Consider the following 19,325-nt stretch of genomic DNA (forward strand, 5'->3'; position numbering starts at 1 on the left):
TTTTTATAAGAATCCATTAACAAAAAAAAAGCCCTCACGAAGAGGGCTTTAACTAACTAACTCAAAAATTTGTAAAATGAAAACTAAACCATCCTACTAGTTGACCCTTTGGTAAGGATCAAAATTTTCTGGGAGATACTTGGAAGTATCAAAACCCAATTCAATTTCTTCGTCTTCCATGTAGTTGATGGAGCTAACGGCAACTACGTTGGTGTAAGGATCAAATCCTTCTGGCAATAAATACTTGCTGTTGATTCCCAACTCCAGGTCAAATTCCTTCTCCACAAACGGAATGGACTTTAAATCGACGTACATTTCGTAAGGAGAAAATCCTTCTGGCAAGTAATCTTTGGTATCAAAACCAAGATCCATGTCCTCTTCCTCCATATAGTTGATTGAATGTACATCCACCACATCCGTATAGGGATTAAAACTCTCGGGCAGATACTTTTGGGCATCAAAACCTAAAATTGGTTCAACTTCGTTTTCGAGGAATATGATGGAATTCAAATCAAAATAACTTTTATAAGGATCAAAACCTTCCGGAAGGTAATCCGAGGTATCAAAACCTAAATCCACTTCAGGCTCTTCCTCTATATAAGTTAGGTCGTTCAAATTCAACTCATACGATGCATAATTTGCCATCCATGAAGCTGAGGCGTTCAAATCGGCATTGATGTTCAACACCGTTACATTGTTCTCCAAACTACCGGACGTTTCGGTCCTGACCTCGACGGTCTTGGCATTTTGTTGGTCGTTTGCTATGGCTGTGGTACTTAATAAAACACTACCATAAATTAATAATAACTTGTTCATTTTTTGATTGAATTTTGTGATTGATGATATGCCTATAAGACTATCCGAAATCCAAAACGTTACAGTATTTAGCATTTTTTTTGGAAAAACAAATGCACCCTGAGCCCAGCTATAGATAGCGATTCGGCCCAAACCTCTAGTAAAACGCAGGACTCCCAACGATTGGACACCATTGCAAAAAAAATGGGTGTTAATATTTATTTAACAGTTAATTCTCTCGATTTTTTGGTTCTTTGAGTCTTTGTAGTTATTCAAACTGACTTATAATGATTAAAAATTTACTACCTCGACTACTTGTAGCGATTATTTTATTGGGTACGGTTCAAACAACCCACGCCCAACTTTTCAAAAAGAAGAAAAAGGAAACAGAACAAAAAAAGGAAGACAAGTCTAAACCGGGCGATATAAAACCTTATGATAAGGTAATCACCAAGGATGCCAAAACGGATGAGGGTCTTTTTAGCGTGCACACCGTGGACGACAAACACTTTTATGAAATTCCAGATTCCCTCTTTAACCGTGAAATGCTCATGGTAAGCCGAATCTCCAAAACGGCCTCAGGAATCGGGTTTGGTGGCGGAAAAATCAATACCCAAGTATTGCGATGGGAAAAAATGGACAAAAAAGTACTTGTCCGTGTAGCCTCTTATGAAAATTTTGCAGCGGATTCGCTACCCGTTCATGAAGCTGTGGTCAACTCCAACTTTGAACCTGTGCTTTTTGCCTTCGACATCAAGGCAATCAACAAAAAAGATAGCCTAAATCCCTCTATCGTTATCGAAGTGGACCCATTGTTCACCAACGATGTGAAAGCCCTTGGTTTTCCCGATGGATACAGAAAAAGATATAAGGTTACCAGAATGGATGGTGACCGTAGCTATATTGAATCCATCAAAAGCTACCCTTTGAACATAGAGGCGAGGCATGTGAAGACATACCTTTCCAGCGAACCGCCGAGCAATTCCAGCTTGGGTTCCATTTCCCTCGAAATCAACAACTCCATGATTTTGCTGCCCAAAGAACCTATGAAACGTCGTTATTTTGACGAACGTGTGGGATGGTTTGCCCGAGGTCAGGTGGATTATGGACTGGACGCCCAAGAAAGTAAAACTGTCACCTATTTGGACCGTTGGAGACTTGAGGTAAAGGATGAGGACATTGCCAAATTCAAGGCAGGTGAATTGGTAGAGCCCAAAAAACCGATCATTTATTATGTAGATCGCGCAACACCCAAGGAGTGGGTGCCTTACATTAAACAAGGTATCGAAGACTGGCAGGTAGCCTTTGAAGCGGCAGGTTTTAAAAACGCCATTATTGCCAAAGATCCGCCTTCACCCGAAGAAGACCCCGAATGGTCTCCCGAGGATGTCAGGTACTCCGTAGTGCGGTATCTGGCCTCTCCCATACCCAACGCGAACGGTCCCCATGTGAGCGATCCACGTAGTGGTGAAATTCTGGAGTCGGACATCAACTGGTACCATAATGTAATGAGCTTGCTTCGCGGATGGTATTTTGTACAAACTGCCGCAATCAATCCGGATGCGCAAAAAACACAGTTCGAAGAAGAGATCATGGGGCGTTTGATACGTTTTGTATCCTCGCACGAAGTGGGTCACACCCTTGGATTGCCCCACAATATGGGCAGTAGTGTGGCATACCCTGTTGATTCTTTGCGTTCGGCCAGTTTCACCAAAAAATATGGAACGGCACCCTCCATTATGGACTATGCCCGTTTTAACTACGTTGCCCAACCAGGTGACGAAGGTGTTGCTTTGATGCCCAATATCGGTATCTATGATAAATATGCCATCAAATGGGGATACCGACCTATTTTGGACAAAACCGCCAAAGAAGAAAAACCAATCCTAAACGATTGGATCTTGGAACATGCAGGAGACCCAATGTACCGTTTTGGACACCAGCAGGTGGGTGATATCCACGATCCAAGTTCACAAACCGAGGATTTGGGGGATGATGCGATCAAAGCCAGCTTGTACGGTATTGAAAATCTTAAGCGAATTGTTCCCAAATTAATGGATTGGACCACAGAAGCGGGTGAAAATTACGACGATCTTGAAACCATGTACGGTCATGTTGTGGCGCAGTTCCGCAGATATATGGGTCATGTTTCCAACAATATCGGGGGTGTTTACGAATACCACAAAACGGCCGATCAGGAAGGTGCCGTGTACACCCACGTGAGCAAAGAGCACCAAAAAGATGCCATGGAATTTATGCAGGAGCAGCTTTTTGAAACCCCGGAGTGGTTGATCGAACCCAACATTTTCAATAAAATTGAATATTCAGGTTCCGTGGAGCGCATTCGTGCCACGCAGGAACGCTATTTGAGCACCATGCTGCAATTGGGCAAATTGGCCAGAATTATAGAAAATGAGACCTTGAACGGGGATGAGGCCTATGGACTGGTAGAGATGATGCGCGACCTTCGTAGGGGCATCTGGTCCGAGACCCGTAACGGTAAGACCATTGACACTTACCGCAGGAACCTTCAAAAAGCGCATATTGACCGTTTGGAGTATTTGATGACCGCCGACAGCCAAGGAAAACAGCCTGATTTTGGGGGATACAGAAAATCCACCCCGATCAACACAAGCCAGTCCGATATTCGTTCTGTGGCCCGGGCGGAGCTCAACAATTTAAAGAGTGACATTAGAGGCGGCCTTGCCAGAATTTCTGATACCATGAGCCGTTATCACCTTCAGGATGCCCTGGAAAGGATAGATATTATTTTGGAGCCATCCAAATAGGTACGTTTTTAAGATTACGTACATACGTTAAGGTGTAATCGATGTATTCATTGGTTACACCTTATTTTTTTTCCAATACACATCTAATCAGGACAGTTTCACAACATATGCCCGAGATTTTCAATCAAAATAGTTATTTTAGTGATTCCAAATCTCAACATCATGACCTACAAAACAAAAAGCTTCATCTACTTTGCCTGTTTCGTGGCAGCTTCCACCCTGTATTATGTGGTTGAACAACACGACAAATTCCAAGATCAATTGAACTCAACGGAATACGTTGAAACCAATTTCGAAGATGCGGACGACATCAGCAATGATTCCGTGGAAGATTTGGAAAAAGAAATCAAGTAATTTCCCTAAGCACATTTTTTACTGTTAAGGCTTCATAAACTATTTAATGAAGGTTAAACCTTTGGAATTATCACAAGTCCAAGGACCAAATCATTAGATGTATTATACAGCGATTAGCAGTTGTTTTGGTTATGCTTATCAGAATTGGCATGGCCAGACATACATAATGACCCTGGGATAAATGGCCACATTTCGAACAAAACATATGACCTTGGTACTAAACCTTTCCAAGGCCCAGCAGGATAAGATGTACGAGATTTAAATAGAAAGCGCCCGTTTGGACCGTCAGATGGCAATGAGGAACGTGCTGAACGAAGCCCAGTACGAAGCATGAAGAAAGTTCTCCAATCGCAAAATATGCATGGCAATTAAAAAATGCAGGAGAGAGGGAGATGAGGATAGTGTTTTTTGTTGATTTAAGAAGCCGCGCCTGCCATGGTCGCGGTTTCTTTTTTTATAATCTATCGTAAATTTAATTTTATCGGTTTTTTTATCGATATATTTGATTATCGTCTTTTTAAACGATATATTTGATTATCGGTTATTTTACAGATATTTATAAACATAAACAATCATGATTGCCATACTTACAGGAGACATCAAAAACTCTTCGGAACACAAGGCCAACAAATGGTTGCCCCTTTTAAAGGAAGCATTGATCAGATATGGTAAGGAACCCAAGGATTGGGAAATATACCGGGGCGACAGTTTTCAATTGCAGACCACCCCAGAAAATGCATTGGAAGCGGCCATCTACATAAAAGCATGCATCAAACAAATTCGCCAATTGGATGTACGCATAGGCATTGGACTGGGTATAAAAAATTATGATGCACCCCACATTACCGAATCCAACGGCCCAGCCTTTGTAAACTCTGGAGAATGTTTCGAAAACCTCAAGAAGCAAACCTTGGCCTTAAAATCTGACCATAAAAACTTTGATGAAACCATTAATTTAATGCTCCTTTTGTCAACCATGACGATGGACAACTGGTTGCCCGCAACCTCCAAAACGGTAAAGGCTGCAATGGAGCATCCCAATGCCAACCAAAGCGAAATTGCATCCAAACTGGGCAAATCACAAAGCACCATTAGTGAAGCATTGATACGATCAGGATTTGACGAAGTCCAAAAAATGATTCATTTTTACAAAGCACAACTCGCCCAATTATGATGATTTTGGCCCTAAAACTTATACTTGCCCACTTTATTGGAGACTTTGTACTCCAACCAGCACATTGGGTAGAGGATAAATTGGAGAAAAAGGGACGGTCCAAATACCTCTATTTTCATATTGGGGTGCATCTACTGGCTCTATTGATTATCCTACAATTTCAACACATTCTACCAATTTTGGTTATTGTAGTGACTCACTTCCTTATCGACTTGGGCAAATTATCCCTGACCAACGCAAAAAATTATCGCTGGCTATTCGTCTTAGATCAAGTATTGCATCTTTTGGTCCTTGGTGCGGTGCTGTATTGGATAGAACCGTTCCCGCTGGATTTCAGCAATTTGTTGACAGAAAACACCCTACTACTGATTACTTTTTTGGTGTTCGTCACCTACGTATCAGGTATTATAATGCGAATGTTGTTGGCTCCGTACATTGATGAAATTGCGAAGAACGATGTATCCGAGGAAGGAGGCTCGCTAAAAAATGCAGGAACCTATATCGGGATGCTGGAAAGGCTCTTTGTGTTTGGTTTTATTTTGATGCAGCAATGGGCTGCCATCGGTCTATTGATCGCAGCCAAATCCGTGTTCCGTTTTGGTGACCTCAACAAGGGCAAGAACAGAAAATTGACCGAGTACGTACTTATTGGTACACTATTAAGCTTTGGTCTGGCCATCCTATCGGGTACGTTTTATATGTATTTGGCCGAACAGCTTTAGCCACTACCAAAAAACGAAAAAGCCATCCTATAAAGAATGGCCTTTTCTGCACTAATTGAATCGAAACACTTGCTTAAAAAAAGTTGTTGTTCTTTAGAATTTGAAGGCTTTCCAATACGTTGTTTACCGCTAGGGTCATGGATTTTGCAGAGACCGTGGCACCCGAAATCCCATCGATATCTTTACCATACACCAGTTTCTCCCCCGATTTTCTTCCGATAAACTGTTTCAACCAACGCTGGCTTCCCACCTGGCGGCCATGATCTTCTCGGTAAATCAATATTTTGGATTTTTTCACGCTTAGGTCGGGATTGAGCAAAACCACATAGTCGAACGTTTTCTTTAAACTAGGGGCAACCCCCACATACACATATCCCAATTTTTTCTCCCCAGCAGTAATCCTGAACAAATTTTCCCCTCCCAATTCTGAAGGAGTTTTTCCGTTCAAATCGACAGAGACATTCATCAGGTCCATGGAGAATTCATCAACTTCATACGTCCCCTGAATAGCGGTATTGATTTTTTCCTGCAGCCTGTCCGATATCTTGTCCGCCCTAAAACCAAAAAGCAGCAGGGTGGAAGCTATTATCAAACCACTAAAAAAGCGGAATCTACTGCCCTTCAACATGCTTTGTGTTTTTGTCCGCTATAAACTTGTTGATGGTCTCCAAAATCTCAGCTTTATCCGCGTTTTCTTTCTCCAGACCGTAAAAGTGCATGAACAACGGTTGACCATCGACCTGTTTCAACAAGGTCAAATCCCCTTCCCTTTCATATACTTCATCCCAAGCATCACGGGCAGTGGCCCAAAAATCCTTGTTCTTCTTCCACCAATCCTTGGCAGCTTTGCAGCGCTCATCGGCTACCTTAACATAGGTATTGTATCCTTTCTCTTGTGCCAACAAAACATCTTCCTTACCATCTTTACGGATAATTTTGTCATTGTCCTGTTCGTGCACCCATCCTGTAGTCGTGATTTCCTGCCTGTTTCCACGGCTCATCACGTTGTAATCGCTTCTTTTGGAATATTCCCTACGCGGTAGTGGAGAATCACTTTGGTTTTCCCAATAATGCTTTCCATCAAAATGGACCCAGGTAGAGGAACCTGCATATCTGGGACTATCGTCCACTTGATATACTTTTTGTGTCCATTGTCCCTTTACCTCCTCTGCAGGAAGCTCACTGAACACCCAATTATTGTCCTTATCATAATGGAAAATCTTCTGGTTTTCATACAACCAATCCTGTCTCCAGTGTTTGATTACCATAGTATCGTTGAGCACCAACAAGTGCTGCAAGGAAATTTTATCGTCTCCCTCTTCTATGGGCAGGGCCAGTTCCAGAGCACTGGAAGTATAGTCCAAATGTTTCTCGTAGTCAATTTCGGGCGCAAAGGTTTCCGTGTACTTAAAACTGACTTCGTAGCAGCCGCACATGTCCAAAATAGCTTCGCGGTCCAGCTCTTTTTTTTCTTGCGCGGTTGCGCCAATGGTTGTTAAACCCACAACCAGCAAGGGTAACATAAAATTCTTCATATCGGTTCGTGTTAGATTGTTTTAAAAATGTTCTGGTCAAAAATAATAAACTTATTTAGATTAAATAAAAATAAAATATATATTTGCTTTCATAAATTAATTAGAATGAGTCTAAATAAAAATATCAATCTCCCATTTTTAACCTTACTTTTCTCGTTGTTCGGACTTGCGCAAGAATCAAAAACCACTCAAAAAGACTCATTGTCCATGCAACAATTGGACGAAGTGGTATTGACAGGCGAGAGCAAAGTAATGTCGCTGAGCAAGAAATTGTTCGCTGTGGGCGTTCTAGATCAAAAGGACATTGCCAAGGTAGCTGGAAACAATTTGGCCGACATTCTTAACTATAATCTCAATATTACCGTTACGCCGGACCCCTCCACGGGCCGTTCCACCATTAGTATGTTCGGATTGGACGGACAGTATGTAAAAGTGCTCATCGATGGTATTCCCATGGCCAGCGACAATGGTATGGGGAACAACATCGACATTACCCAGATCAATTTGGAGGATGTGGAACGGATAGAAATCGTGGAAGGATCCATGGGGGTGCTTTACGGAGACAATGCCGTGGCAGGCGTTATCAATATTGTGAGCAAACGCGGATTGAACAATAACCACAAATGGCAATTGCAGTTATCCGTACAAGAAGAGACCGTAGGCAGCGAATATGCCCTTTTTGATGAAGGCCGACATATCCAAAACGTAAAACTTAGCCATCAATTGAGTGATAAGACCAGTGTTGCCATCGGGGGTTCCCGAAACGACAATGCTGGTTTTTTTAATGGTTACCGCGGAAAAAACTATGTGAACATTCAGGATAATGCGGTGGTAAACGATAGTCTCCGCGGGATGGAGTGGAATCCCAAGGAGCAATTGACGGCTTATGGCAACCTGAATACATCGCTGGGCAAACACAACATCTTTTACAAGATCCAATACTACGATGAATCCGTTCCAGTGTACAACCATTATATAAACGGTAGGCTGGACAGTAACACGGGGATGGTAAGGCCCACCGCCTTGGATGAAAATTTTGACACGGAGCGCCTCATGAACAACCTTAATGTTACAGGTCCCATCAAAGGGTCAACGGTCTACAACCTGTCCGTGTCCCATCAAACCCAAAAGCGCTATTACAAACAATATGTATACAATATCCTCGAGCAGGGAATCGAATCCGTTATCGCCGACGATTTAAGTCAATCCAGTGAAATATGGTACTCCAAGGGCTTTGTGAGCAATATGGTCCCCAAATCGGATTTCTTAAATCTGCAACTGGGGTATGAGTTTAACCATCAAACAGGTTTTGATGCCATTGCCACGGGCGCATATTCCAGCGATGTGGTGGAAAACACGTTGGAAAACTACGATTTCTTTGGGGTGGCGGATTTTAACCTAACTAATAGATTTTCCATCTTCCCAGGAGCCCGATTCACCAACAACTCCCAATTCGGCAACAAATTGATTTGGTCCCTCTCCTCTACCTACGACATCAGCAACACCTTCAAAATAAAAGCTGTGTTCGGTTCCGCCTTTAGGGCGCCCAATTTTGAGGAACTATTCTTCTACTTTGTGGACTCGAACCACAATGTGCAAGGGAATCCCAACCTAAACCCCGAAGATGGTATTTCACTTTTCTTGAACGTGGAAGAAAAATTTAGGCTGTCCGACACAAGTATGCTCAAAACGGCCCTAAAATACTACTATTTTGATATTGACGGAAAAATAGCATCCGTTATTGATGTGGACGAGCAGGACCGTAACCTGTTCACTTTTGATAATGTGGACCGTTCCAGAATATTAGGCTTCTCTTTAGAGAATTCCCTAACCATGAACCGTTGGCAGGCCTCTTTGGGGATGACGTATTTGGGTGCTTCCACCACGGTGGACGAATCCACGGAAGACAACAGCGATTATCTGTGGAGTTTCAATCTACAATCAGCCTTGAGCTATACGGTTCCATCAATCAACACAACCCTGTCCGCCCAACTCAAGTACACGGGAAGGACCCAGATCGTACAAAGCGGCTCGGATGGTACCGAAGTAGGCCAAACCGATGATTTCACATGGATGGATGCCTCAGCACGGACTCATATTACCAAAAACTTAAGCCTTACCCTAGGCGCACGCAACATCTTCGACATTGTTCGGGTGAATGCCTCGGACACCCCCACGGGAGCCCACGGAAGTGGAGGCGCTCCAAGCCGTTTGTTCGGCAATGGAAGATCATATTACCTAAAACTATTATACAATCTAAATTTCAATTAAAACCAATGAGAAAAACAATCATTTTAAAAGCAATCGCACTTTTGCTCATCATCAGCTCCTGTAGCGACGATGAGGGCCAAGACCTGATAGACTTCACGGTAAACTTCAATAGTGAGACCGTAAGCACCACCGAAGAGGACACCTCCATTGATGTTCAGCTCAACTTTTCCAGACCTGCATCGGAAGCGGGAACCATTAGCATTGCCTACACAGGTACCAATGCGGAATATGGAACGGATTTTACAACTACCCCCAATGGAGAGTCGGGAACCATTGCCGTTGTAGTGGCAAAAGGGGACCAAAGCGCCTCTTTTACCTTCAACAAATTGTCCAATGCCATTGAAGGTTCCACAAAATCGGTGACCTTTTCCATTGGCAGTTTTGATCAAACGGATTGGAAACAGGGGGCCAAAGCATCTGCTTTGGTGAGCTTTACCCCTATCGCATCCACAAACGGTATAATCGATTCCGAAAACGGTGGGTCCAACATACCCAATCAGGTCTATTTTGACTTTAGCTCCGCGACCCAGACGGCCGTGCGACGGGACACTTGGGAAATTGCGTTCTACAATGGGACTGAAAACCGTGTGTTCTTAAATCCAGCCTTAGCCGTATCGGCTGTTGAAATTACAGGAGAAACTGATTTACTTGCTATTACAGAAGCTAGCGACCTTCCCGAACCAATGGAATTGACAGGTCTTAACGCCATGTTTCAGCCAGAAGCCGTAACTGTAGGCACCGTGTCCGAACTTTTGGAAGGTTTGCCCGTAGGCTATTATCAATACGGAAATTTGGACGAAGGCATTTCCTTTACCGACAATGCCGAAGGCACCTTGGAGGGGACCGCTTTCTCCGAGGTATCCACCACTGCAACGGAAAACTATGTGTACATCCTTAGTTTGGGATACGAAATTCCAACGAAGCCAGCAGAAACAGGGAGCATCGCAACTACTGGCGACCAAAGAGGGTACATGAAGGTCAGGGTATTGAGCGATGGTAACAGCTACACCATTCAATATGCAGAATTGGCCGAAACCGAGTCGTACAATGAAGTGACAATATCCAAAGACGCTGCCTACAACCTTACCGCTTTTAGTTTGACCAACGGCGAAACCATTAGCGTAGAGCCCAACAAAGACCAATGGGACATCAACCTTAGCGGAGTATTCTCTTACTACGGAGATTCTGGCGGCTTGGTTGCCGGGCTTACCTATTCCGACTACGTGCTCCACAATACATTGGGCAATGTGGGACTCTACCAGGTGACCATTGAAGGGGATGTTCCCACCTACTCCAACTTTACCATGGGCGATGTGGACGAATCCGCATTTGTATTTGACAACAGAGCTGTTGTGGGCAGTGGCTGGAGAGATGCCTTTAATGGTGTGATCAACGAAAATGTGTACTACGTGCTAAAAGATGCCGATGGAAACTACTACAAATTCGATTTTACGGATTATAAAAGCACGGAAGGCGAAAGGGGGCACTACCAGTTTACCTATGAACGCCTGTAACGATTCATTTATTCAGATGCTCAACACTGGACCCATACTACCTTTTGTTATCCCATTATCCTGAGTGGTTCAGTTTGAGTTAGTTTGTGTGAGGAGCGGGGCCAGTGGTCCCGCTTTTTATGTATCACCCCCTTTCACGACACTAAAAAAATGGATTGGGTTAAAGCGAACCATCAAAAAATCATTACTTTATAGAAAACGATATATAAATGAAGGACGACATGGGAGTAATAGCAACGAACAAACGGGAAGTAAAACTGTTTTATAACGCCGAAACCAACAAGGGGATGCAGACCTTGGCCTACCTCAAATCCTCCAATAAAAAAATATTGGACGTAAACCTGGACAAGGTCAAAGTTACGGCCACGCAATGGACCGAATTGGCCAAGCTATTGGGAAAGCCCATTAAGGAACTCATCAATACCGAGCATCCCGATTTTGTAGATAAGTATGGCAAAAATGCCGAACTACAGGATGAGAATGACTGGCTCAAGGTACTGGAAAAAAATCCCAAGGTGGTGACCCAGCCCATTTTGGTGAACGGCGATCGTGCCGTACAAATCGACACCCCTTCGGATGTCGTGGCCTTTTTGGAGGAAGAAGAAGACTAGGCCTCCCCTCCCATATCTATTAAACACACCATTAACACACTTATGCCGCAACGCAACGTCTCCCGCTACCTGAAAATAACCGTCACTATCCTCTTATCATTGATTTTGGTGGGCATTGCGGCACAATGGTTCTTCGCCCACAAGGTAAAGTCCATACTCAAGGAAAAAGTTCCTGCCGAACTCAACCTTACCTATGGTGATGTAAGCACCAACGTACTTTTGGGAAAAATCAGCCTGAGCGATGTGAGCGCCAACAACTCGGAACAAAACATCGATTTCAAGGCTAAATCCGTTACCGTATCGGGTCTGGAATACATCCCTTTGCTTCAAAATGGGGATATTACCATTGGTGAGATAAGCCTCGAAGCTCCCCAGGTCGTTTATCATCAAACGGAAAAAGACACTACCTTAAAAAAAGAGAAACAAGACCCTTCCAAAACCTATACCGTCAACACCTTTAGCATCCAAAACGGGACGTTTTATATGTTGAACAAAACGGCCGACAGCACGGCCACTGTGAAGGGCATCGACTTTACCCTTTCCGATATCAAATTTGATAAAGAGACCGCCCAAGAAAATATTCCCTTTGCCTTTGGCACCTACGAGCTGAACACCAAAAAAGGCTACTACAGCATGAGCGCTTTGGAGTTTATCCAATTTGAACGGATGCAGCTAACGCCCGATGCTGGCGGATTTCAACAGTTTGTGTTGCGCACCAAATACAGCAAATCGGAACTTTCCCGACGGTTACAGGTGGAGCACGACCATTACAACCTCAACATTGATGACATTTCGCTGACCGATTGGGATTTCGGCTTCGAGAACGACCTGCCCTACTTTCACTTGGGCGAAATGCAATTGCGGAAACCCATTTTTCATGTGTACCGCGACAAGCTGTTGCCCGACGATACCACCCATAAAAAACTGTACAACCAGGCCCTCCGCGATTTAAAAATGGACCTGCAAGTGGATACCATTGGTATTTCCGAGGGACTCATCACCTACCAAGAGCGGTTGGAGGCCGATGTGGAACCCGAAGAACTGAGGTTTGCCGATATTGAGGCCACCATCAACAACCTCCACACCCAAGGTAAGGGCGACGTAGCCATCGACATCAATGCCACACTGATGGACAACGGTCCGTTTAGTTTGGAGTGGAGTTTTGACCCCCAAAACAAGGCCAACCGCTTTTTGGCCAAAGGCTCGCTGTCCAACTTTAAGTCGGAGAGCATTAACCCGTTTTTAAAGACCAACCTCAATGCCGAGGTCACGGGGACCATTCAGCAAATGTATTTTACGATCAGCGGGGACGAACTGGAATCGCAGGGCGATATGAAGATGAAATATGATGATTTTGAGTTCACCCTACTGAAAAAAGATGGACTGGGCGTAAACAAGATCCTTACCGCCGTAGTGAACCTGTTTACCAAAAAGGGTGAAAAAACGGATGCGGACGGCTTCCGCCATGGAGATTTTAAGGTAGAGCGCAACCAGACGAAATCTTTCTTCAATTATTTATGGATCAACCTAAAAGAAGGCTTGGTCGACACCATGATGGGACGGGGCAAGAAAAAGGACTGAGGTCAGGAGTCGGAAGTCAGAAGTCAGAAAAGAATGTTTTACGCTATAAAAATCATTTTCCATTTTAACTGTTAACTGCTTACTGTTTACTGTAAACCCTTCACCTTTTACCCATCCACCTTTCACCTTTCACCATTTAACCTTTAACCCATTCCACCCTTAACCCAAAAAATTGACAAATGTCAACTGCAAATTGCAAATTGCAGAAAACCCCTAGTTTTTTTAAGGTTTTTCCGTAATGGTAATTTGTTGGGAATTAGTAATTTGCCGTTCGCAGCCCCTTTCCCCTAGAACTTTACTGTAGTAACTAGCTATGCTTTGCATAAGGATGATGAATGTATTGGTTTTATTCTCATCTAATGATAAGTATGCATTTAGTTGTATTATAATTCAATCATGACAAAAAAATATACACAATCAGAAATTGAACTTGACAAGCTAATACTTGACAAAGAGAATCCACGTTTTGCCGAACTTTATAATGGAAGCGACAAGGAAAGTGATATTATAGAATACCTATTATATACTGAATCGGCCAAAGAAGTTGCGGAAGCTATTAGTGATGCCCAAGAATTTTATGAAGACAGACCACTTTGGGTTTTTAAATTGGAAGACGGTAGATTTCTAGTAAAGGACGGAAATAGAAGATGTGCTGCAGTTAAGGCACTGCAAACACCAAATAAATATGACTTGGGATTATCAAGGTTTGAAATTGAAAAACTACCTGTTTTAGAATATCATAATCTATCTGATTTAGAAACTCGAATTAGATTAGAGCATAATAGTAATCTTTTTAAAAAATGGGGTAGAATTGCTAAAGCAATAGAAATTTATCGTCTATTTTCGTCCGGGAACTCATTAGACTCTTTGATAGAAATTGATTCAAAACCAAAAGATTTTATTAAAACCGCTACTTTTTACCACGAGGCCGTAGCTCTTAAAGGTGAAGACTTTAAAAAGTTAGTAAGAGAGGGTAGAGGGAAAACTGGAGGAAAAACAATTATTTTTGAACGCCTTTTCAGAGAAAGAAAACACTGTGGTTACAGTTTTAAAAATTCAGGTGAATTGTTTGTTAAAGACAAAAAGCTATTTGAATCCTACATTAATGCAATTATACCTTACTTGATTGATAACCCAGACACAACATCTAGAACATTAGATGACTTATACAAAGAAGGAAAGTCATTTTTGGATTTATTAAAACCTTATGGTTTTCCACCAGAAACCGAATCACCAATTTTGACAACGGATTCAAATTCGGTTAATGGTACATCAAGTTCTAGTTCTTCTAATTCAGGAAATGAAGCTAATAATACACACTCAGATAGTAATAGTTCGCAAACTAATGATTCATCGACAAATTCTGTAAGTCCTAGCAGTAACCAAAACTCTTCGAATACAAGACATAGTGTAAAGAATAAACCTACACTTAAAAGAAAACAAATTCCCAGTGCTTTAAAGAGACTAATTGAGGAAACTTATAAACTAGACCAAAACAATTTCGCTAATGCAAAGACTGCTCTCACTAGAGTTGCATTTGAATGTACTTTAAAATTTGTAGTTGAAAATACCAATAAGAAAAATGGTAAACCTATCAATACATCTAATCATTTTGTATTAGCATATAAAACTAAAAGTCATAATCCTTTACCATATACAAATTTTGATGTGTTAAAAACAAAATTTACGGAACTAATTACAGATACAGGTGTTCGAAAAGCATTTGAAGATTTTGATTTACAACGTTCTCATCAAATAATTCATAATTACAGAGTTGGTGCTATACCTGCTGACGCGAAAGGAATTTGCGACAATTTAATTGATTTGATTGAATTTATGCTCCAGGATGAAAATGATTTGTTAACCTCAATCGATTTAACAAAACTATAATATGCTCTATTCACCTTTAAGATATCCAGGAGGAAAAAATAAGCTTTCAGCATTTATAGCAAAAGTTTGCATGGATAATAAAATTGATGAAAATTATATTGAACCCTATTCAGGTGGTGCAGCTGTAGCTCTTTTTTTATTATTTGAAGGCCATGTTAGGAAAATTACTCTAAATGACAAGGACAAGGCTATTTATGCTTTTTGGCATTCTGTATTAAACGAAACCGACAGACTATGTCAACTTATTGAGGAGGCTGATTTAACTTTGCTAGAATGGAGAAGACAAAGAGAAATCCAATATAATAAAGAAGATTATAGTTTACTTGAGTTGGGCTTTTCAACATTCTATCTTAACCGAACAAATCGGTCAGGGATAATTTTAGGTGGAATTATGGGCGGTGTAAATCAAGATGGGGATTATTTAATGGATTGCAGATTTAACAAACCTGATTTAATTCTGAGAATCAAGAAAATAGCTTCCAAAAAAAATAGAATTACTCTCTACAATCTAGATGCCCTTGACCTAATAGACAAAATTCAGTCTAACTCAAAAATCAAAAACTGCATTTATTATTTTGACCCTCCTTATTACCACAAAGCGGACTCACTTTACCTTAATCATTATAAACCTATTGACCATAAGGAGGTAAGTGATAAAATCAAAACAATAAACAATCACAAATGGATTGTTTCTTATGACAATGTGGTAGAAATTCAGAAACTTTATTCAGACTGCCCTAAAAAGGAATTTTCATTTAAACATACTGCATATGAAATTAGGGAAGGTAAAGAAATCCTTTTTTTAAGTAAGAATATTTTACAGCCTGAGATAGAAAATTGGAATCCGCTAAATTTCAAAAGAAGGAAAACAAAAACCAGTTCAAAAATAATCTATCAAAAACCCAAACCAAAGAACTTAGAAATCGCATCTTAAAACACCTTCCCCATAACCTCAACCGTCTTTACCACCCAACAGCCTATGATAACATGCTTCAGCAACAGGCAAAAGATGTTCTCCCAAATAAGTAACTGGATACTTAGCGGCTTTATCCAAGTAACTGCCATAGATTTCTGCAAAGTTTTCCATTTGCTCTGGCGGCACTTGCATCAATTGGGCAACCAGCGACATCAAATCCAAACTGTACAATCCACCATCATCCAAACCTAAATTCCGTAAACTTTCGGTGAGTTGGCTGTGTTTTAAATCTTGCTGTATCAGATGTATGATTTGGGACTTGTCAATCACAATAAAATTATTATAATACAATATAAATATATATCATATTATAATATTTTACAATACTTTTTTGTATTGTATTTTGCTATACTCTAAACAAACAGATTACAATACATTAAACATATATAATACAAAGTAATATGTTCCTGTATTGTTTTTTCTTATGAACAGAATCAAAGAGGTATTAAAACAACAGGGTAGAAGCCAAATGTGGCTTGCGGAGCAATTAGACAAAAGCTACGTAGTGGTCACCAATTATTGCAACAATAAAAAGCAGCCCAGTATTCCTATTTTACGGGAAATTGCAAAGATTCTGGATGTGGATGTCAGGGAATTGTTGGTGTCTACAAAATCATAACACCCGCTAAATTGTCATTTCGAACGTATGTGAGAAATCTCAGAACGCAACCAGATTTCTCAATCGTCGTTTCAGCTCCTCATTTCGAAATGACCAATCTTATGTCATTTCGAACCGACTGTAAGGAGTGTGAGAAATCTAGATTTCTCAGTCGCTTCGCTTCTTCGAAATGACGAATTAAAACACCCTCGACACCGCTTTAATCGTCATGTCCCATCACCGTGTCATTTCGACCGAATGGGAGAAATCTCAGAACGCAACCAGATTTCTCAATCGTCGTTTCACTCCTCATTTCGAAATGACCGATCTTATGTCATTTCGAACCGACTGTAAGGAGTGTGAGAAATCTAGATTTCTCAGTCGCTGCGCATCTTCGAAATGACGAATTAAAACACCCTCGACACCGCTTCAATGGTCCTGTCCCATCACCGTGTCATTTCGACTGAATGGGAGAAATCTCAAATACAAATGGATTTCTCAATCGTCGTTTCACTCCTCATTTCGAAATGACCGATCTTATGTCATTTCGAAGCGACTGAAAGGAGTGTGAGAAATCTCAAACTTAATAAGATTTCTCAGTCGCTGCGCTTCTTCGAAATGACTAAATCACCTGTTGGTTCAAAAACTCCCAATTCGGATTAAAAGAAGAAATCAATCTATCCTTCTTTTCTCTTCGCCATTTCTTTAATTCCTTTTCTCTCGCAATGGCGGATTCAATGGAATCAAATGGTTCATAGTATACCAAATGGTAACAGTTGTACTTCCCTGCGAAGGACTTTTTGGCATTTTCGCTATCAAAACAATGTTGTGAAAGTCTATTTTGGATGTTATTGGTCACACCAATATAGAGCACCGTCTTCTTTTCATTGGTAACGATATATACATAATAGGACGAAAGCATTTTTAAATATATCTATTTTCATGATAATAGATTTCTCAATAGTAGCTGCACTCCTCATTTCGAAATGACCCCAGCCTGATTGTCTTTTCAAAATGACCAGAAGAAGAATCTATGTCATTTCGAACGTACGTGAGAAATCTCAGAACGCAACCAGATTTCTCAGTCGCTGCGCTTCTTCGAAATGACGAATTAAAATACCTTCGCCACCGCCTCAATGGTGCGATCCAAATCGGCAAAGCTAAGGGCATCGTTTAAAAAGTAGCTTTCAAAAGCAGAGGGCGGTAAGTACACCCCATTTTCCAACATGCCATGGAAGTACTTTTTAAAAGTATCGTTGTTGCCCTTCGCAGAGCTCGCAAAATCCACCACAGGTTCCTCCGTAAAATGTACGGAGATCATACTGCCATAACGGTTGATCTGGTGCGTCACGCCTTTTTTGGTCAGCACCATGGCAATGCCCTTGTGCAGATACTCCGTTTTTTCGGCCAAACTGGTAAAAATTTCAGGCTGGTTGTTCAAGGCGGTAAGCATGGCCAGTCCCGCACTCATCGCCAAAGGGTTTCCGCTCAAAGTGCCCGCTTGGTACACAGGTCCTTCCGGCGCCAAATGCGCCATGATTTCGGCTTTGGCCGCAAACGCCCCAACGGGCAGTCCGCCACCGATTACTTTTCCGAACATTACAATATCGGCATCAATGCCCAAGGCTTCCTGCGCGCCTCCTTTTCCGAGACGAAAACCTGTCATCACCTCATCAAACAACAACAAAATTCCTTCTTGGGTGCAGATGTCACGAAGTCCTTGTATAAATTCATCCTTGGGGATAATACAGCCCATGTTCCCCGCTACGGGTTCCAAAATAATGGCGGCAATCTCGCCTTTATTGGCTTCCACCAAGGCTTTTACGCCTTCCAAATCGTTGTAATCGGCCAATAGGGTGTCCTTGGCCGTGCCCTGCGTTACCCCAGGACTGTTGGGACTGCCAAAGGTAACGGCACCGCTCCCCGCTTGTATCAAAAACGAGTCGGAATGGCCGTGGTAGCAGCCTGCAAATTTAATGATCTTGTCCTTGCCCGTGTACCCGCGCGCGAGGCGCACCGCACTCATACAGGCTTCGGTGCCGCTGTTCACAAAACGGATTTTGTCAATATTTGGCACCATGGACACAGCCAGTTTGGCAAGTTCCGTCTCGATTTCGGTCGGCGTTCCAAAGGAAGTTCCCTTTTTCGCCTTCTCGATCACCGCTTGGATTACGGGTTCGTACGCATGACCCAGAATCAGCGGACCCCACGAAGCAATGTAATCGATAAGTTGGTTGCCGTCCTCATCGTAAAGGTAAGCTCCTTTGGCCTCCTTGATAAAAATAGGGTCGCCCCCCACGGCTTTAAACGCCCGTACGGGTGAATTTACTCCTCCAGGAATATATTTTTTGGCCTCAGCGAACAGGGCACTGCTTCGTTGGTAGATCATAAGTATATTTTGTCATTCCCTTGCTTCGACTATGCTCGGCATAAATTCCGACGGGAATCTTTTTATTAATTCTTTTCGTCATGCTGAACCTGTTTCAGCATCTCATCCAATCAGCTTTTACTCTTA

At 42.0% G+C, this 19,325-nt stretch carries 17 protein-coding genes; 11 read left to right on the forward strand and 6 right to left on the reverse strand.

Annotated elements, in window-relative coordinates; all coding sequences use genetic code 11:
* Positions 1 to 96: 96 nt before the first annotated feature.
* A complete protein-coding gene (locus SD449_RS09630; RefSeq protein ID WP_318310277.1) occupies positions 97 to 816 on the reverse strand; it encodes a hypothetical protein in 720 nt (239 codons plus the stop codon).
* A gap of 266 nt (positions 817 to 1,082) precedes the next feature.
* Between SD449_RS09630 and SD449_RS09635 the strand changes: the two genes are divergently transcribed.
* The 4 genes from SD449_RS09635 (at position 1,083) to SD449_RS09650 (ending at position 5,834) form a co-directional block, all read left to right on the forward strand.
* The gene (locus tag SD449_RS09635; RefSeq protein WP_318310278.1) at positions 1,083 to 3,584 is read left to right on the forward strand and encodes a zinc-dependent metalloprotease; all 2,502 of its coding nucleotides are present in this window, start codon (positions 1,083 to 1,085) and stop codon (positions 3,582 to 3,584) included.
* Between the two features lie 162 nt (positions 3,585 to 3,746).
* On the forward strand, positions 3,747 to 3,938 hold the full coding sequence (locus tag SD449_RS09640) for a hypothetical protein (protein WP_318310280.1): 192 nt from the start codon (positions 3,747 to 3,749) through the stop codon (positions 3,936 to 3,938).
* A 574-nt stretch (positions 3,939 to 4,512) separates the two neighbouring features.
* Positions 4,513 to 5,112, forward strand: coding sequence for a transcriptional regulator (locus SD449_RS09645; protein ID WP_318310281.1), 600 nt, complete (start codon positions 4,513 to 4,515; stop codon positions 5,110 to 5,112).
* Positions 5,109 to 5,834, forward strand: coding sequence for a DUF3307 domain-containing protein (locus SD449_RS09650; protein ID WP_207035487.1), 726 nt, complete (start codon positions 5,109 to 5,111; stop codon positions 5,832 to 5,834). The genes SD449_RS09645 and SD449_RS09650 overlap by 4 nt, the downstream gene beginning before the upstream one ends.
* Before the next feature lie 73 nt (positions 5,835 to 5,907).
* On the opposite strand, the gene SD449_RS09655 is transcribed toward SD449_RS09650, so the two are convergent.
* A complete protein-coding gene (locus tag SD449_RS09655; RefSeq protein ID WP_318310282.1) occupies positions 5,908 to 6,462 on the reverse strand; it encodes an FMN-binding protein in 555 nt (184 codons plus the stop codon).
* On the reverse strand, positions 6,446 to 7,369 hold the full coding sequence (locus SD449_RS09660) for a DUF6607 family protein (protein ID WP_318310284.1): 924 nt from the start codon (positions 7,367 to 7,369) through the stop codon (positions 6,446 to 6,448). Before SD449_RS09660 ends, SD449_RS09655 begins: the two co-directional genes overlap by 17 nt.
* A 105-nt stretch (positions 7,370 to 7,474) precedes the next feature.
* On the opposite strand from SD449_RS09660, the gene SD449_RS09665 reads away from it, so the two are divergent.
* From SD449_RS09665 to SD449_RS09690, 6 genes are all read left to right on the forward strand, one after another.
* Positions 7,475 to 9,640, forward strand: a complete 2,166-nt coding sequence (locus tag SD449_RS09665; protein ID WP_318310285.1) for a TonB-dependent receptor plug domain-containing protein — start codon at positions 7,475 to 7,477, stop codon at positions 9,638 to 9,640.
* A 5-nt stretch (positions 9,641 to 9,645) separates the two neighbouring features.
* A complete protein-coding gene (locus tag SD449_RS09670; protein ID WP_318310286.1) occupies positions 9,646 to 11,154 on the forward strand; it encodes an HmuY family protein in 1,509 nt (502 codons plus the stop codon).
* 209 nt (positions 11,155 to 11,363) lie between these two features.
* Positions 11,364 to 11,765 (forward strand): arsenate reductase family protein, encoded by a 402-nt coding sequence (locus SD449_RS09675; protein ID WP_318310287.1) that lies wholly within the window; start codon positions 11,364 to 11,366, stop codon positions 11,763 to 11,765.
* A gap of 42 nt (positions 11,766 to 11,807) precedes the next feature.
* Positions 11,808 to 13,346 carry an AsmA family protein gene (locus tag SD449_RS09680; protein ID WP_318310288.1) on the forward strand — a complete coding sequence of 513 codons (1,539 nt, stop codon included), beginning with the start codon at positions 11,808 to 11,810 and terminating at the stop codon, positions 13,344 to 13,346.
* 396 nt (positions 13,347 to 13,742) lie between these two features.
* The gene (locus SD449_RS09685) at positions 13,743 to 15,236 is read left to right on the forward strand and encodes a hypothetical protein (RefSeq protein ID WP_318310289.1); all 1,494 of its coding nucleotides are present in this window, start codon (positions 13,743 to 13,745) and stop codon (positions 15,234 to 15,236) included.
* 1 nt (position 15,237) lies between these two features.
* On the forward strand, positions 15,238 to 16,170 hold the full coding sequence (locus SD449_RS09690; protein ID WP_318310290.1) for a DNA adenine methylase: 933 nt from the start codon (positions 15,238 to 15,240) through the stop codon (positions 16,168 to 16,170).
* A gap of 18 nt (positions 16,171 to 16,188) precedes the next feature.
* On the opposite strand, the gene SD449_RS09695 is transcribed toward SD449_RS09690, so the two are convergent.
* Positions 16,189 to 16,482, reverse strand: a complete 294-nt coding sequence (locus tag SD449_RS09695) for a hypothetical protein (RefSeq protein ID WP_318310292.1) — start codon at positions 16,480 to 16,482, stop codon at positions 16,189 to 16,191.
* A 154-nt stretch (positions 16,483 to 16,636) separates the two neighbouring features.
* Here SD449_RS09695 and SD449_RS09700 point away from each other — a divergent pair, with 154 nt between their 5' ends.
* Complete coding sequence (locus tag SD449_RS09700) at positions 16,637 to 16,831, forward strand: helix-turn-helix transcriptional regulator (RefSeq protein WP_288980748.1); 195 nt, start codon at positions 16,637 to 16,639, stop codon at positions 16,829 to 16,831.
* 601 nt (positions 16,832 to 17,432) lie between these two features.
* Here the strand turns inward: SD449_RS09700 and SD449_RS09705 are convergent.
* Entirely contained in the window at positions 17,433 to 17,732 is a 300-nt protein-coding gene (locus SD449_RS09705; RefSeq protein ID WP_318310295.1) for a GIY-YIG nuclease family protein, read from the reverse strand.
* A 189-nt stretch (positions 17,733 to 17,921) separates the two neighbouring features.
* Positions 17,922 to 19,199, reverse strand: a complete 1,278-nt coding sequence (gene hemL, locus SD449_RS09710; RefSeq protein ID WP_318310296.1) for a glutamate-1-semialdehyde 2,1-aminomutase — start codon at positions 19,197 to 19,199, stop codon at positions 17,922 to 17,924.
* Between the last annotated feature and the right edge of the window lie 126 nt (positions 19,200 to 19,325).

Source organism: Flagellimonas crocea (assembly GCF_033441595.1).
GTDB lineage: Bacteria > Bacteroidota > Bacteroidia > Flavobacteriales > Flavobacteriaceae > Flagellimonas > Flagellimonas crocea.